Source organism: Flavonifractor hominis (assembly GCF_040095835.1).
In the GTDB taxonomy this organism is placed as follows: Bacteria; Bacillota; Clostridia; order Oscillospirales; family Oscillospiraceae; genus Flavonifractor; species Flavonifractor hominis.
Genome location: NZ_JBBMFT010000018.1, coordinates 1 through 16,236, shown reverse-complemented (window position 1 = coordinate 16,236; position 16,236 = coordinate 1). Strand labels below are relative to the sequence as shown.

The window sequence follows — 16,236 nt, the reverse complement described above, 5'->3', positions numbered from 1 at the left end:
TGGCCGCCCGGTTAACCGGTGCGTTTTGACGTGACTGCCACCCCGGCGGCACAGCCGCCGGGGCCTACGCTACAAACTGCCACCGGCACGTTTGCTTGACGCTGCGGTGACTTGGCCGCCCGGTTAATCTCAGCGTTTTGACGCGGCCCGACCCACAAAAAAAGCTCCCGGCCCGCTGTGCGGGCCGGGAGCTTTCTGCGTTCACTTTTCAATGCAGGGGATCTCGGTCTTGTCCACCTCATCCAGGTTGTTCAGATAATGTCTGGTCTCTTTGGCGATGACCCCGGAGAGCAGCAGCACCGCGATCAGGTTGGGGATGGCCATGAAGGCGTTGAGGATATCGGCGATGGTCCACACCAAATCCAGGGCCAGCACCGGACCCACCACCACCACGGCCACAAAGAGGATCTTATAGGGCAGGATGGCCTTCTTGCCCCACAGGTACTGGGCACACCGCTCGCCGTAGTAAGACCAGCCCAGGATGGTGGACCAGGCGAAGGTGATGATCCCCACCACCAGGATGACCGGCCCCAGCACAGGGATCTGGGCGAAGGCCAGGGTGGTGAGCTGGCCGCCGTCGGTCACGCTGTCCATGTTGATGGCGGGGTTTTTCATGATGGTGGACACCAGCACCAGCCCGGTCATGAGGCACACCACCACCGTGTCCCAGAAGGTGCCGGTGGCGGACACCAGGGCCTGGCGCACCGGGTTGCGGGTCTGGGCGGCGGAGGCCACCAGGGGGGCCGAGCCCATGCCGGACTCGTTGGAGAACAGGCCCCGGGCCACACCGAAGCGCATGGCGATCATCAGGCCCTGGCCCACCAGCCCGCCGGCCACCGCGCCGGGGGTGAAGGCCAGATGGAGGATGGCAGATACGGCGGGGAGAATGAAGTCGTAGTTGATGCCCAGGATGATGAGACAGCCGATCACATAGAAGATGGCCATGAAGGGCACCAGCTTTTCACACACACTGGCGATGGAGTTGATGCCGCCGATGATGACAATGGCGGTCAGGATCCCGCCCACGATGCCGATGAGGATGGGCGGGATGCCCACGGGCACATTGTTCTCAATGACCTCGGCGATGGCGTTGATCTGGGTGCCGCAGCCGATGCCGAAGGAGGCCAGGGTGGCCAGAGCGGCAAAGAGGACGCCCAGCCACTTCAGGCCCAGGCCCCGCTCCAGGGCGTACATGGCGCCGCCCTGCATCCTGCCGTCGGGGGTGCGCACCCGGTACTTGACGGCGATGAGGGACTCGGCGTACTTGGTGGCGATGCCGAACACACCGGCGATCCAGCACCAGAATACGGCGCCGGGGCCGCCCAGGAAGATGGCGGTGCCCACACCGATGATGTTGCCCGTGCCGATGGTGGAGGCCAGGGCGGTGGTGAGGGCCTGGAACTGGCTCACGTCGCCGGGGGAATCCGGGTCACGGGTCACGGACAGGCGGATGCCGGTAAAGGTCTTGCGCTGGATGAAGCCGGTGCGCACCGTCATGAACACGTGGGTGCCGAAGAGCAGCACGATCATGGGCAGGCCCCAGATGAAGTCGTCCAGCCAGTTGATGAAGTTGATGATTGCCTCCACAGTCTCTCCTCTTTTCTCTGTGATTTATTGGTTCTGCTCCAGCCACTTCTTCAGCTGCTCGGCCATGGCGGAGCTCCCCTTCTCCTCCTGCTGCGCCTGCTGCTGGAGATAGCGGCGCACGTCCCCCTTGCCGGCGGACTTCTCCGAGCGGCGCTTCTTGAAGTCGCTGAGCTTCTCCCGGTAGCCGCACACACAGGCGAAGATCTGCTTCTCCCCTTCGCCCCGCAGCTCCATCTTCTTGTGGCAGTTGGGGCAGCGGGCGTTGGTGGTCTGCTTGACGCTGCGGCGGTAGCCGCACTCCCGGTCGGGACACACCAGCATCTCCCCCCGCTTGGTCTTGACCCGCAGCAGGTACTTGCCGCACTCGGGACAGGGGGAGCGGGTCTGGTTGTCGTGGTGGTAGGTGGCGTCGCTGGCCTTTACCTGGCTCACCAGCCGGGCGGCGAACTGCCGCATCTCGTCCACAAACACGTTCTCTTTTTCCTGCCCCCGGGCGATGTCCCCCAGCCGGCGCTCCCACTGGGCGGTGAGCTGGGCGCTGCGCAGCTCCTCCGGCGCCAGGCCCACCACCTGGATGCCCTTTGAGGTGGGGCAGAGCTCCTTGCCCCGCCGCTCGATGTAGAAGGCGGAGAACAGCTTTTCGATGATGTCCGCCCGGGTGGCGGGGGTGCCAAGGCCGCCGGTCTCCTCCAAAATGCGGCTCTGGTCCTTGTCCAGGCCCTGGGAGGCCGGGTGCTCCATGGCGGTGAGGAGGGTGGCCTCGGTATACCGCTTGGGGGGCGCGGTCTGGCCCGTCTGGGTCCTGGCCCACTGGACGCTCAGCTTGTCCCCCTGCTTGAGCTCGGGCAGGGACTGCTCCCGCTCGTCCTCGTCGGCGTCCTCCTCCTCCAGCACAAAGCTGCGGTCGTAGGCCGCCTTCCAGCCCTGGTCCTTCACGATCTTCCCACGGGCGTGTAGGATCTCATTGCCCACCTTCACCTTCAGGGTGACCTCCTCGTACTGGAAGGGGGGCAGCAGCACCGCCAGAAAGCGGCGCACCACCAGGTCGTAGATGTTCCGCTCCGGGCCGGACAGCCGCCACAGCTCGGGCTGCTCCTCGGTGGGGATGATGGCGTGGTGGTCGGTGACCTTGGCGTTGTTCACCAGGTAGCGGGTCTGGAGGGGCCGGTGCATCAGGATCTGCTGGGCCAGGGGCTTGTACTCCTCCACCAGCACGCTGCGCAGCCGCTCGGGCAGGGTGGGCACCACGTCGTCGGAGATATAGCGGGAATCGGTGCGGGGATAGGTCAGCAGCTTGTGGACCTCGTAGAGGTTCTGCATGATGCTGAGCGTCTCCTTGGCGGAATAGGCGTACTTCTTGTTGGCGTCCCGCTGGAGCTCGGTCAGGTCATAGGCCGGCGGAGGCGGGGTCTGCTTCCAGGTCTTTTTCACCTCGATGAGGGTGCCGGTGCCCCCCGTGAGGGCGGCGGCGATCCCCTCCGCCTTTTCCTTGTCAAAGGTGCGGGCCTGGCCGTTTTTGTCCCGCCAGGTGGCGGTAAAGCCGCCGAAGCCCGCCCGCACGGTCCAGAACTCCTTGGGGCGGAAGGCGCGGATCTCCTCCTCCCGGTCCACGATGAGGGCCAGGGTGGGGGTCTGCACCCGCCCGGCGGAGAGTTGGGCGTTGTGCTTGCAGGTGAGGGCCCGGGTGACGTTGAGCCCCACCACCCAGTCGGCCACGCTGCGGGCCCGGGCGGAGTGGTAGAGGTTGTCGTACTCGGCGGCGGGGCGCAGGTGGGCAAAGCCCTCTTTGATGGCCTTGTCGGTCTGGGAGGAGATCCACAGGCGTTTGGCCGGCTTCTTCCACCCGGCCTTTTCCATGATCCAGCGGGCCACCAGCTCCCCCTCCCGGCCGGCGTCGGTGGCGATGACCAGCTCGGCCACGTCTCCCCGGCGCATCTGGGCCTGCACCGCCCGGAACTGCCGGCCGGACTGTGGGATGACCACCGTCTTCATCTTCTCGGGCAGCATGGGCAGGGTGAGCATATCCCACTTGGCCCAGGCCTTGTCATAGTCCTCGGGGGCGGCCAGCTCCACCAGATGGCCCAGGGCCCAGGTGACGATGTACTTCTCCCCCTCCAGAAAGCCCTCTCCGGCCTTCTTACAGCCCAGCACGCGGGCCAATTCACGACCTACCGAGGGCTTTTCGGCCAATACCAGTGTTTTTGCCATATCGCTTCTCCTAACCGCCGGAAACCGGCGTTTTTGCCCGTTTTCCCGGCCTTGACTTTTCCCCTGGGGATTGCTATAGTGTGGGCGGTAGGAAGCCGCCTCTGTGTTGTGTAGAGTGAAAGGAGCTCACCATGTTCACCAATGGCCTTCTTTACGCCTGGCAGTGCAGTTTCAACACCCAGCTTCCCCTGGAGGACCGCATGAGCGCCGATGAGCGCGCCTGCCGCCGGCGGGCGCGGGATGCCGAGTGGAAGTTCCGCCTCTCCAAAGGCTACGAGAAAGACACCTTCTGGAACCGGCTCAAGTTCCGCATGACCCACTCTGACTGATCCAAGCCGCAGGCCCTGTGCCTGCGGCTTTTTTTGTCCTTACAGCCCCATGCTCCAGTTGCCCAGCTGGTCCAGAATGGGAATGAGCTGCTCGCAGGGCTTGGTGATGGCATACTCCACCCGCACCGGCACCTCCAGGTACTCCCGCCGGAGCACCAGCCCGTCGTTCTCCAGCTCCCGCAGGGCGTTGGCCAGCACCGTGTTGGACACCCCGTCCAGGGTCTTTTTCAGCTGGTTATAGCGGGTAGGGCCGTTGTTATACAGGGAACAGAGGATCTGCATCTTCCATTTCCCCCCGATGAGCCCCAGCGCCCGGTTCAGGGGACAGGTCTCCATACAGGGACAGTTTTCATGGGTCAGCGCCATGTGGTCAGTTCCTCCTTACCTGGTATGAAAATTCTGCGTTCTTGCACAACCATAGATTAGCTCCTATAATACTACCAGGTTGGAAAAAAGAAAAGAGTTTTTCTGGGAGGAATCGTCTATGCCGCCATATCTTCAGGGCCTTGGTATCGGCCTGGCCTACGTGGCCCCCATCGGGATGCAGAATCTGTTCGTCATCAACTCGGCCCTCACCCAGCCCCGGCACCGGGCCCTGGTCACCGCCCTCATCGTCATCTGCTTCGACATCAGCCTGGCCCTGGCCTGCTTTTTCGGCATCGGCGCGCTGCTGCAGCAGTTCCCCTGGCTGCAGCTGGTCCTGCTGCTGGTGGGCGGGCTGATCGTGATCTGGATCGGCATCGGCCTGCTGCGGGACAAACCCACCATGGACCGGGAGGTGGATGTGAGCATCCCCCTGCCCAAGCTGGCCGCCAAGGCCTTCGTGGTCACCTGGTGCAATCCCCAGGCCCTCATCGACGGCACCATGCTCTTCGGCGGGTTCCACGCCGGCAACCCCGGCGCGGTGAGCACCCAGCTCATCCTGGGCTCCTCCACCGCCTCCTTTGTGTGGTTTCTGGGGATCACCGTGCTGATCTCCTTCTTCTCCGCCCGCTTCAACGACAAGATCCTGCGGGTCATCAATATCGTCTGCGGCCTCGTCATCCTCTTCTACGGGGCCAAGCTGCTGGTGCAGTTTTTCCACCTGGTGGTGTAATTTGGTGGAAAACCAAACGCGGGGCGCTCTCCTCTCCGGAGAGCGCCCCGCGCTGCTTGTCTGGCTTACTGCGCCTTGACCAGGTGGACCAGCACTTCGGTCATCTTGGTCAGCGCGTCGGCCGGGATGTATTCATGCACCCCGTGGAAATTGACCCCGCCGGTGCACAGGTTGGGACAGGGCAGGCCCATGTAGCTCAGCCGCGCCCCGTCGGTGCCGCCCCGGATGGGTACCTCCATGGGGGTCACCCCTGCGGCCTCCATGGCCGCCCGGGCCCGGAGGATGAGGTACATGTGGGGCTCGATCTGCTCGCGCATGTTGTAGTAGGAGTCCTTCACCGTCAGCTCCACCGTGCCCGCGCCGTACTTGTCGTTGAGGTAGGCAGCCGCCCGGACCAGGTAGGCCTTGCGGGCCTCGAACTTGGCCCGGTCGTGGTCCCGGATGATGTAGTCCATCCGGGTCTCGGTCTCGTCGCCGTGCATCTCGCACAGGTGGTAGAAGCCCTCATAGCCCTCGGTGTGGGCGGGAGTCTCGGCGGGAGGCAGCATACCGGCAAACTCCAGGCCGATGAGCAGGGCGTTTTTCATCTTGTTCTTGGCCGAGCCGGGGTGGATGTTTACCCCGTGGATGACCACCGAGGCGCTGGCGGCGTTGAAGTTCTCATACTCCAGCTCACCCAGCTCGCCGCCGTCCACGGTGTAGGCCACCGCCGCGCCGAAGCCCTCCACGTTGAAATGGTCGGCGCCGGCGCCCACCTCCTCGTCGGGGGTGAAGGCCACGGCGATGCGGCCGTGGGGGATCTCCGGGTGCTGGACCAGGCACTCCACCGCGGACATGATCTCCGCCACGCCCGCCTTGTCGTCGGCCCCCAGCAGGGTGGTGCCGTCGGTGACGATGAGCTCCTTGCCCACGTACTTGGCCAGGCTCTCAAACTCGGCCGCCTTCATCACGATGTTCTTTTCCTCATTGAGGACGATGTCGCCCCCCTCATACCGGACGATGCGGGGCTTCACGCCGGCGCCGGGGGCGGAGGGGGAGGTGTCCATGTGGGCGATGAGGCCCACGCAGGGGATGCCCTCGCACCCGGCCGTGGCGGGCAGCCAGGCGTACACATAGCCGTACTCGTCCATGTGGGCGTTGTAAAGTCCCATCTGGTCCAGCTCTTCGGCCAGGGCCGCCCCCAGCACCTTCTGCTTGTCGGTGGAGGGGGTGGTGGTGCTGTGCTCATCGGACTGGGTGTCATACGTCACGTACTTCAAAAAACGGTCAATGGCGTTCATGGTGATCTTCCTTTCTCTTGACGGGCGCCAGACGTTGGGCTAGACTTTCTTTATGACGTTTTATTTTAACACAGAAGGAGCGGTTTTTCCATGGTCACGACGCAGGAATTTACCTTTCCCTCCAGCGACGGGGTCCACGCCGTCTCCGCCCGCTGGTGGTCTCCCGAGGGCACGCCCCGGGCGGTGGTGCAGCTGGTCCACGGCATCTCGGAGTACATCGGCCGGTACGACGCCTTTGCCCGGTTCCTGGCCCGGCAGGGCTTTGCGGTGGTGGGCCACGACCATTTGGGCCACGGCCGGACCGCCAAAGACCCCTCGGAGTTCGGCTGGTTCGCCGACAAGGACGGTTGGAAATACGTGCTGGAGGACACCCACGCCCTCTTCCTCCGGGCCAGGGAGGCCTATCCCGACCTGCCCTATTTCCTCATGGGCCACTCCATGGGCTCCTTCGTGGTGCGGGGCTGCCTCATCTTCTGGCCGGGGACGGTGGACGGCGCCATCCTGTCGGGCACCGGTCAGGAGCCTCCCCTCACCGTGGCGGCGGGCCGGGTCCTCTCCGCCCTGCTCACCCGCCTTCGGGGCCCCAGGGCCCACAGCGCGCTGCTGGACGGGCTGTCCATGGGCCGCTACAACCGCCTGTTCCGCCCCAACCGCACCGGGGCAGACTGGATCTCCCGGGACACCGCGGTGGTGGACGCCTACTGCGCCGACCCGCTGTGCCGCTTCCTGCCCACGGTGAGCATGTTCCACGACATGATGGTGGGCCTTCAGCTGCTGGCCAAACGGGAAAACCTGCGCCGGATGGACCCGGACACGCCGGTCTACTTCTTCTCCGGAGACAAAGACCCGGTGGGGGCCTGCGGCAAGGGCGTACAAAAGGTGGCCGGCTGGTTCCGGTCGGCCGGCGTGAAGGACGTGACGGTAAAGCTCTACCCCGAGGGCCGGCACGAGATGCTCAACGAGCTGGGGCGGGAGCAGGTCTACGGCGACGTGCTGGCCTGGCTGGAGCGGGTGCTCACAGCCGCTCGGCCCACTCGCTCTCCCGGAAGCCAACCAGCACAAACCCGTCCCCGATCAGAAGCGGGCGCTTGACCAGCATCCCGTCGCTGGCCAGAAGGGCGTACTGCTCCTCCTCGCTCATGGCGGGCAGGCGGTCCTTCAGCTCCAGCTGGCGGTAGAGCTGGCCGCTGGTATTGAAAAAGCGCCGCAGGGGCAGCCCGCTCATCCGGTGCCAGCCTCGCAGCTCCTCTTCGGTGGGGTTTTGCAGCTTGATGTCCCGGTACTCCGCCTCCACCCCCCGCTCCCGCAGCCAGGTCTCGGCACGCTTGCAGGTGGTGCATTTGGGATAACAGACAAACAGCATATGGATGCCTCCTTTGAATCGTTTTTCTTCCACCGGTATCCTAACACACTCCCGCGCGCTTGGGAAGAGCAGGGCCTGTATTTTTGTTCTTGACAAGACATGGAAAAAAAGCTACTCTAAACTCAGATCAAACTTTGTTCCGAGTCCGCACCGCCTACGGCTGCTGCTATGGCGCGCGGACCGATGGCCCTGAGGGGCCGCAGGGTTTCGCCGGAAACGGCGGAGCCTTCCGCATTGAAAAGGAACGATGGCTCTGCTCTGGGTGTGGTCGTCGTATCCATTTTTGCGGATACGGCGGCCTTTTTTGTGCGCAGAGGAGGGTTCGGCCCCATGCATGTGTTTCTCACCGGCGGTCTCCAGACGGGGAAATCCACCGCCATCGACCGCTTTCTGGCCCGGGAGGGAATCGCCCCGGGGGGCTTTCGCACCCGGTGGGACCGCCCGGCGGGCCGGCTGGAGCTGACGGTGCTCCGGGCGGGGACGCCCCGGGCCACCCTCACCGTGGCCCGCATGGGCCCCGGCGGGGCGCAGGCCGATCCGGACGCCTTTGATACGGCGGCCCACCTGCTGCTGGAGGGGGACTCCCCCGTCCCGCCCCTGCTGCTGATGGATGAGCTGGGCTTTCTGGAGCGCTGCTCCCCCCGCTTTCAGCAGGCGGTCCTTGCCCTGCTGGACGCCCCGGTCCCCGTACTGGGGGTACTGCGGGCCCGGGAGGACGGCCCCTTCTGGGTCCCCCTCCACCGCAGGGGAGACGTGACCCTGCTGGAACTGACCCTGGACAACCGGGACCAGATGCCCGGCCGTCTGGCCGCGCTGCTGGCCCGGAGCGGAAGGGAAAGGAGGTCGTCCCCTTGAAGCGTATCCGCTCCTCACCCCCCGGCGTGCTGTGCCTGCTGGCCGCGGTCCTGGCGGGCCTGTTCCTCGTCTCCTTCTATCTGGGCCGCTACGGCGTGGATGTGTTCACCACCTGCCGCATCCTCCTCTCCCCCCTGCTGGGGGAGGGGAACTGGACGGCCAACGAGTATACCGCCGTCATCAACGTGCGCCTGCCCCGCATCCTGCTGGCCTGCCTGGTGGGCTGCTGCCTGGCCAGCGCGGGGGCGGCCTACCAGGGGGTGTTCCAGAACCCCATGGCCTCCCCGGACGTGCTGGGCGCCTCGTCGGGGGCCGCCTTCGGCGCCGCCCTGGCCATCCTGCTGGGGCTGGGCAACTCGGGGGTCACCCTGTCCGCCTTCTTCTGGTCCCTGGTGACGGTGGCGGTGGTCTACCTCATCGGCCAGCGGGCCCCGGGGGAGCGGGTTCTCAACCTGGTGCTCTCGGGGATGATCATCAGCTCCCTGTTCACGGCGGCCACCTCCTACCTCAAGCTGGTGGCCGACCCCACCAACCAGCTGCCCGAGATCACCTACTGGCTGATGGGCAGCCTGTCGGGCACCCGGCTGCGGGATGTGCTGTACATCCTGCCCGTCATGGCCCTGGGACTGGTGCCGCTGTTCTTCCTGCGCTGGAAGCTCAACCTGCTCACCCTGGGGGATGACGAGGCCCGCACCATGGGGGTCAACGCCCCCCGCCTGCGCCTGGGGGTGGTGCTGTGCGCCACACTGGTCACCGCCGCCTCCATCTCGGTCAGCGGCATGATCGGCTGGGTGGGCCTGGTGGTCCCCCACCTGTGCCGCAAGCTGGTGGGCAGCAACTTCAAGTGGCTGCTGCCCTGCGCCATGCTGGCCGGGGCCGCCTTCCTGCTGCTGGTGGACGACATCTCCCGCAACCTGCTGGCCACCGAGATCCCCATCGGCATCCTCACCGCCTTCACCGGCGCGCCCTTCTTCCTCTATCTGATGATGCGAAAGGGGGAGAACAACTGATGCTGGACGTACAGGACCTCAGCTTTTCCTACGGACCAAGACCGGTGCTCCGGGGCGTCTGCCTGCAGGCCCAGCCGGGGGAGCTGCTCTTCGTACTGGGAGCCAACGGCGCAGGCAAGACCACCCTGTTCCGCTGCATCCTGGGCCTGCTGCCCGGCTACGGCGGACAGATCCGGGTGGACGGGCAGTCCATCGCCGGCCTGTCGGCCCGGGTCCTGGCCCAGAAGGTGGCCTACATCCCCCAGTCCCACCACCCCGCCTTCCCCTACAGCGTGATGGACATGGTGCTCATGGGCACCAACCACCGCCTGGCCCCCTTCGCCTCCCCCGGCCGGGCGGAGCGGCAGCTGGCCATGGAGGCGCTGGAGACCCTGGGCATCGCCGACTACGCCTCCCGCAGCTTCCAGCGCCTGTCCGGCGGGGAGCAGCAGCTGGTGCTCATCGCCCGGGCCCTGGCCCAGCAGGCCCGCATCCTGCTGATGGATGAGCCCACCTCCGCCCTGGACTTCGGCAACCAGGTCCGGGTGCTGGAGCGGGCCGCCGCCCTGGCCAACCAGGGCTACACCATCCTTATCTCCTGCCACAACCCCCAGCACGCCATGCTCTACGCCCAGCGGGTGGTGGCCCTCCACGACGGCCGGATCGTGGCCGACGGCCCCCCCGCCGACGCGCTGGACGAGGGGCTCATGCAGCGGCTCTACGGCGTGCCCGCCCGGTTCGTCCGCACCGGCGACGGGATCCTCATCGCCCCGCTGCGCCGCACCATCTCCCTGTGGACGCCGGACATGATCCGCTTCATGCAGGACGCCGCCGCTGTCAACGGCTGCTACCCCGCCCTGGCCCGGGCCGTCCACGAGATCCTGCCCGGCGGCGGGCGGCTGTGCGACGCCGGGTGCGGCATCGGCAGCCTGAGTCTGGCCCTGGCCCCCTACTTCTCCCACGTGGTGGCGGCCGACGCCTCGCCGGAGGCCATCCAGGCCCTCCGCCGCTCCGGTCCCCCGGACCATGTGGAGCCCCGGCTGTGCGACGTGCTCTCCGACGTCCCCAAGCAGCCCTACGACGCCATGGTCTTCTGCTTTTTCGGCACCCTGGAGGAGGTGCTGCGCACCGCCCGGCGGCAGTGCAGCGGGACGGTGGTGCTCATCCGCCGCACCCGGGACACCCACCGCTTCTCCCACTCCGCCGCCCGCCGCTCCCGCCGGCAGAACCTGGAGCAGCTGTGCCGGGCCCTGGAGGAACGGGGCATCCCCTTCCACAGCCGGGAGGTGGAGGTGGACATGGGCCAGCCCTTCCGCACACTGGAGGACGCGGTCCTCTTCTTCCGCACCCACAGCCGGGACGACAACCCCGCCGCGCTCACCCCCGAGGCCGTACAGCAGCGGCTGGAGCGGCGGGACGACCCGGTATTTCCCTGGTACTTCCCCGTGCACGAGCGCATCGGCCTGCTCTGGCTGCAGGCTTGCGATATTCCGGATCCACCCACGGAAAAAGGAGATGAGGTATCATGAAAAAACTGCTTTCCCTCCTGCTGGCCCTGAGCCTGTCCCTGGGACTGGCCGCCTGCGCCGCCCCGGGCGGTGATCCCGCCCCGTCCCAGTCCTCCCCGCCCCCGGTCGAGACGGAGACCGCCTCTGCCACCCGGACCTTCACCGACTCGGTGGGCCGTGAGGTGGAGCTGCCCGCCGAGATCACCAAGGTGGCCGTCTCCGGCCCCATGGCCCAGATGGTGCTCTTCGCCCTGTGCCCCGACAAGCTGGTGGGCATCGCCAGCGAGTGGGACGCCAGCGCCGAGGCCTATCTGGACACCGAATACTATAACCTGCCCCTGCTGGGCCAGCTCTACGGCGGCAACGGCGAGCTGAACCTGGAGACCCTGCTGGCCTCGGGCGCCCAGGTGGTCATCGACGTGGGCGAGCCCAAGGACAGCATCGTGGAGGATCTGGACGCCCTGCAGGAGCAGACCGGCGTGCCCTTCGTCCACGTCTCGGCCACCATCGAGACCATGGGCGACGCCTATCGCCTGCTGGGGGAGCTGGTGGGCATGGAGAGCGAAGCCGAGACCCTGGCTGCCTACTGTGACGAGACCTACGCCATGGTGCGGGACATCGCCGACCAGGTGGAAAAGGTCAATCTGCTCTACATCACCGGCGAGGCCGGACTGAACGTCATTGCCCAGGGCTCCTACCACGCCGAGATCATCGACCTGCTGTCCAACAACCTGGCGGTGGTGGACTCCCCCTCCTCCAAGGGCACCGGTAACGAGGTGGACATGGAACAGCTGATGCTCTGGGACCCCGACGTCATCATCTTCGCCCCCCAGAGCGTCTACGCCTCGGTGGGGGACGATCCCATGTGGCAGAGCATGTCGGCCATCCAGAGCGGGCGCTACTATGAGACCCCCATGGGCCCCTACAACTGGATGGGCTTCCCGCCCTCGGTGCAGCGCTACCTGGGCATGCTGTGGATGTGCAAGCTCCTCTACCCCGACGCCGCCAGCTACGATCTGGAGGAAGAGGTCCAGGAGTACTTCTCCCTCTTCTACCACTGTGAGCTCACCCACGAGCAGTACGAGGCCCTGGTGGCCAATTCCATCGGAAAACTCGCAGCCTGATTCAAAGGTCCCTCCGCTTCGGCGGAGGGACCTTTTTGTAGTTAGTGCCCAATAACGGAGGCAGTTTACCTTTTTTCATTGTCTATTTATCCATTTTTCCCTTGACTTTTTCCAACTGGTATTTTAGGATACAAAGCATAGAGCGGCAGAACCGCAGGAGGGGTTATCACTGCCAAAGACATGCTAGCACACAAGTTGGAAACGGAAGGAGAAGAAAGGATGAAGCTAAGACGACTCATCGCACTGGCCGGAGCCCTGACCCTGGCCGTGCAGCTGGGGCTGCCCGCAGCGGCAGCCGGAGACTCCGCAGAATCGGACTATCCTTCGTATTACACCGAGCACACCATCCGCGCTTTGGAGCAGGGGGACGATCTCTCCGACCCCTACATGCACCAGGACGAGCTGTTCACCACCAACATGGTGCACAACAACCCCGCTCTGGAGCCCTACACCTCCAATTACAACAACTCGGAATTCCTGGCCCAGCGCAACTTCGACGGGCACGTGTTCTTCCTCTATGACTGCGCCCAGTATGCCCTGCTGTGGGACAAGTTTGACGAGGACCACAACGCCACCGGCGAGGACAAGGTCTTCCCCGAGGGCAGTGAGGCCCGCGCCTGGGTAGAGGCCAAGCGGGCCGAACTTCATGAGAAGTACGACGCGGCCAAGGCCGCCGGCGAGAAGATCTACTTCATGATGGATATGATCGTCCTGCCCGCCCACCTCAAGGAGATGTACCCCGAGATCCTGACCGGCGGAAAGATCGACATCGAAAAGCCCGAGACCCAGGCGGTCATGGACTATATGTTTGAAGAGATGTTCACCGAGTTCCCCGAGATCGACGGCATCTACGTCCGCTACGGCGAGACCTATACCGGCGAGCGCTACGGCGCCCCTTACCACACCGGCAACAACCCCATCCTCAACGGCACCCAGACCCACCTGGCCCTCATCGGCTATCTGGGCGACAAGCTGTACGGGGATGAGATGGTGGACGACAAGCCCCGCGACGTGGTGTACCGCACCTGGGGCTTCGGCGGTTTCCAGAACAACCCCTCGGAGTATCTGGCCGTCAGCGAGGAGATCGCCCCCAACGACCACCTCTACTTCTGCATCAAGCACTCCACCGGTGACTTCCACCGCAACGTGGCCTTCAACCAGACCATCGGCATCGGCCAGCACCAGCAGATCGTGGAGGTACAGGCCGCCCGTGAGTACGAAGGCAAGGGCGCCTACCCCAACTACATCATCGACGGCGTCATCAACGGCTTTGAGGAATACGAGTGGCTGGTGACCGACGAGAGCCAGAACACCTGCCTGCGGGACGTCATCAACACCGCCGAGCACCCCCAGGTCAAGGGCATCTGGACCTGGTCCCGGGGCGGCGGCTGGAACGGCCCCTACATCAACGGCGTCAACGGCATCGTGGGCGACACCACCAGTGACAACCGCGAAGTGGTCATCGAGGACGGCAGTGAGATGTGGGACGACCTGAACACCTACGTGGTCACCCAGTGGGCCAAGGACACCTCCAAGACCGACAAGTATTATGTCAAGGAATATGCCAAGACCTATCTGGGCATGGATGAGCAGGACGCCGAGGACTTCTACCGCCTGTGCATCCTCTCGGCCCGGGCCGTGCTGCTGGGCCGCGCCACCGATAACCCGGATCTGAAGAGCTCCATCAACACCTGGTGGACCCGGGACCAGAACATCGCCCCCGGCACCCTCAACAGCAACATCCAGAATGCGGTCAACAAGGGCCTGCAGGAGGAAATGCTGGCTGAGAAGGCCGAGTGCGTCCAGCTCTGGGAAGAGATGATCGACATCGCCGAGGGCTTCCGGACCGACGCCACCCTCATCGACTCCCCCGTGAAGGTCAAGGATTACATCATCACCACCTGCAAGTACGGCTACTACTTCTTCGCCCTCACCGAGCAGATGCACATCGCCGGCGTGGCCCAGAAGATGGGCGACAAGACCGGCGTGTACGACGTGCAGGCCATCACCGACGCCGTGGCGGCCTATGACCGGCTGTGGGAAGAGTGGGAGCAGCTCTATGAGACCGCCCCCGGCTGCCCCTCCCTGTTTGCCAAGGAAAACAAGAGCCTCTCCCTGGTGGGCTACGGCGGCAACACCGGCCTGGACGGCTTTATGGACGCCTACCGGGAGTCCCTGACCCTGGACCCCTCCATGCAGGTGTCGGTGGGCGACGAGGCCGACCTGCCCATCCACTATTCCTACGGCAACGACCCGGCCAACTTCCTCTATGAGAGCAGCGACTCCGACGTGGCCTACGTCAACGACAGCGGCAAGCTGGTGGGCGTCTCGGCCGGTCAGTGCCGCATCACCGTCACCAGCCGCTTCAGCGGCCTGTCCGCCGCCGTGATGGTGGACGTGGTGGACGGCCCCCTGGCCAGCGAGAGCTATGAGACCCTGGAGGAAAATACCTTCGATACCGCCGAGAGCGTCAATGGCTTTACCTCCGCCACGCCCCAGTGGCAGGACGGCACCGCCGTGCTCAGCGGTGCAGGCGCCTCCGGCAACCGCCAGGACTTCATCCTGCCCCTGCAGGAATCCTACACCGGTTCTCTCCGCTTCTCGGTGGATCTGAAGATCTCCGCGGTGGAAAACGACCACTTCGCCCTGCGCGACAGCAGCGGCAAGACCCTGATGCAGCTGGACTTCCGGCCCGGTACGCCGGTGTTCGGCCTCAACTACGGCTCCGACGGCACGCCCCAGGTGGGCACCGGCGAGTACCAGCTGAACACCTGGTACCATATGGAGGTCACCCTGGACCTGGGCGCCCAGCAGTTTGACGTGGTCATCACCGAGGACGGCACCGGCCGCACCTTCGCCGCCTACGCTCAGCCCTTCCGTGAGACTGCCGCCGACTTCAGCGACATCCGCTTCGGCGCCCGGGGCGCCGGCAGCCTGACCATGGACAACCTGAAGGTGGAAACCCAGGTGGCTCCCGTGGTCTTTAGCGAGGACTTTTCCGCCGACACTTCCGACCAGTGGACGGGCAACGGCACCGTCACCTGGAACGAGGACGAGCAGACCCTCTCGGTCACCGGCACCGCCTCCCCCGACGAGCGCAACCTCCTCCTGCCCGCCAACTACACCGGCAAGATCACCGTCTCCTGGCGGATGAAAGTGGACCGCACCGACGCCCGGGCCTTTGTCCGCCTGGACGACGTCAGCGGCAACCACCTGGCCCAGGTGGAGTTCCGCGGCGGCAACAACGGCAACGACAAGATCATCGTGGACAACTCCGAGCTGGTGGATGTGACCACCGCCGCCTATGAAGCCGACACCTGGTATCCCGTGGAGCTGGTCATCGACACCGACGCCAAGAGCTATACCGTTACCATCGGCGAGGATTCCCAGACCTTTACCCACTTCAAGTCCGGCTCCAACACCGGCGTGGGCCGGATCGACATCGGCACCCGCGCCGGCGGCAACGGCCACGCCGTCCTTACGGTGGATGACTTCTGCATCCGCGCCGAGGAGAGCTACATCTGCACCGCCGCCGATGTGGCCGCCTCCATCACCAGCCTGAGCGCCCCGGAGGTTGGAGCGGACACCCTGACCCTGCCTCAGGTCCCCAGCGGCTTCCAGGTCTCCATCGCCTCCACCGACCCCAGCGGCATCATTGACGAGACCGGCGCCATCCACGCCCCTGACGTGGATACCACCGTCAACGTCATCCTCACCGTCACCAACACCCTCCACTCCGAGGATACCGCCCAGACCGCGGCCCTGCCGGTGCTTGTGCCCGCAGCGGAGCCGCAGCCCGTGCCCTACACCGTCACCTACGCCCTGACCAACCTGACCGCCGAGGGCGCTCCCGCCCAGGTGGAGGAGGGCCAGCCCCTGAATGTGACCCTGACCGCC

Annotated in this window: 13 protein-coding genes and 1 riboswitch; of the genes, 8 read left to right on the top strand and 5 right to left on the bottom strand. The window is 65.3% G+C overall.

Going from position 1 to position 16,236, the window contains the following annotated elements:
* Positions 1-201 precede the first annotated feature (201 nt).
* Positions 202-1,587 carry an alanine/glycine:cation symporter family protein gene (locus WMO45_RS13475; protein ID WP_349141404.1) on the bottom strand — a complete coding sequence of 462 codons (1,386 nt, stop codon included), beginning with the start codon at positions 1,585-1,587 and terminating at the stop codon, positions 202-204.
* A gap of 24 nt (positions 1,588-1,611) precedes the next feature.
* Positions 1,612-3,795, bottom strand: a complete 2,184-nt coding sequence (locus WMO45_RS13470; protein WP_349141403.1) for a DNA topoisomerase III — start codon at positions 3,793-3,795, stop codon at positions 1,612-1,614.
* Positions 3,796-3,926: 131 nt separating this feature from the next.
* Between WMO45_RS13470 and WMO45_RS13465 the strand changes: the two genes are divergently transcribed.
* On the top strand, positions 3,927-4,124 hold the full coding sequence (locus WMO45_RS13465; protein WP_349141402.1) for a hypothetical protein: 198 nt from the start codon (positions 3,927-3,929) through the stop codon (positions 4,122-4,124).
* 39 nt (positions 4,125-4,163) lie between these two features.
* On the opposite strand, the gene WMO45_RS13460 is transcribed toward WMO45_RS13465, so the two are convergent.
* A complete protein-coding gene (locus tag WMO45_RS13460) occupies positions 4,164-4,490 on the bottom strand; it encodes a winged helix-turn-helix transcriptional regulator (RefSeq protein WP_349141401.1) in 327 nt (108 codons plus the stop codon).
* Between the two features lie 118 nt (positions 4,491-4,608).
* Between WMO45_RS13460 and WMO45_RS13455 the strand changes: the two genes are divergently transcribed.
* Positions 4,609-5,220: a LysE/ArgO family amino acid transporter gene (locus tag WMO45_RS13455; protein ID WP_349141399.1), complete on the top strand. Its 612-nt coding sequence runs from the start codon at positions 4,609-4,611 to the stop codon at positions 5,218-5,220.
* Between the two features lie 65 nt (positions 5,221-5,285).
* Here the strand turns inward: WMO45_RS13455 and pepT are convergent, their stop codons facing one another.
* Positions 5,286-6,500 carry a peptidase T gene (gene pepT, locus WMO45_RS13450; RefSeq protein ID WP_349141398.1) on the bottom strand — a complete coding sequence of 405 codons (1,215 nt, stop codon included), beginning with the start codon at positions 6,498-6,500 and terminating at the stop codon, positions 5,286-5,288.
* A 90-nt stretch (positions 6,501-6,590) separates the two neighbouring features.
* Between pepT and WMO45_RS13445 the strand changes: the two genes are divergently transcribed.
* Positions 6,591-7,592: an alpha/beta hydrolase gene (locus tag WMO45_RS13445; RefSeq protein ID WP_349141397.1), complete on the top strand. Its 1,002-nt coding sequence runs from the start codon at positions 6,591-6,593 to the stop codon at positions 7,590-7,592.
* Here the strand turns inward: WMO45_RS13445 and WMO45_RS13440 are convergent.
* Positions 7,516-7,863 (bottom strand): arsenate reductase family protein, encoded by a 348-nt coding sequence (locus WMO45_RS13440; protein WP_349141396.1) that lies wholly within the window; start codon positions 7,861-7,863, stop codon positions 7,516-7,518. The two genes, WMO45_RS13445 and WMO45_RS13440, sit on opposite strands and share 77 nt — an antisense overlap.
* Positions 7,864-7,988: 125 nt before the next feature.
* Positions 7,989-8,124: riboswitch (molybdenum cofactor riboswitch) on the top strand.
* Between WMO45_RS13440 and WMO45_RS13435 the strand changes: the two genes are divergently transcribed.
* The 5 genes from WMO45_RS13435 to WMO45_RS13415 form a co-directional block, all read left to right on the top strand.
* Positions 8,098-8,718 (top strand): nucleoside-triphosphatase, encoded by a 621-nt coding sequence (locus WMO45_RS13435; protein ID WP_349141395.1) that lies wholly within the window; start codon positions 8,098-8,100, stop codon positions 8,716-8,718. (Overlaps the previous riboswitch by 27 nt.)
* Positions 8,715-9,728, top strand: a complete 1,014-nt coding sequence (locus tag WMO45_RS13430) for a FecCD family ABC transporter permease (RefSeq protein WP_349141394.1) — start codon at positions 8,715-8,717, stop codon at positions 9,726-9,728. The genes WMO45_RS13435 and WMO45_RS13430 overlap by 4 nt, the downstream gene beginning before the upstream one ends.
* Positions 9,728-11,236 (top strand): ATP-binding cassette domain-containing protein, encoded by a 1,509-nt coding sequence (locus WMO45_RS13425; protein ID WP_349141393.1) that lies wholly within the window; start codon positions 9,728-9,730, stop codon positions 11,234-11,236. Before WMO45_RS13430 ends, WMO45_RS13425 begins: the two co-directional genes overlap by 1 nt.
* Entirely contained in the window at positions 11,233-12,339 is a 1,107-nt protein-coding gene (locus WMO45_RS13420; protein ID WP_349141392.1) for an ABC transporter substrate-binding protein, read from the top strand. Before WMO45_RS13425 ends, WMO45_RS13420 begins: the two co-directional genes overlap by 4 nt.
* 219 nt (positions 12,340-12,558) lie before the next feature.
* Positions 12,559-16,236: hypothetical protein (locus WMO45_RS13415; protein ID WP_349141391.1), on the top strand; the 3,678-nt coding region annotated here is incomplete at its 3' end.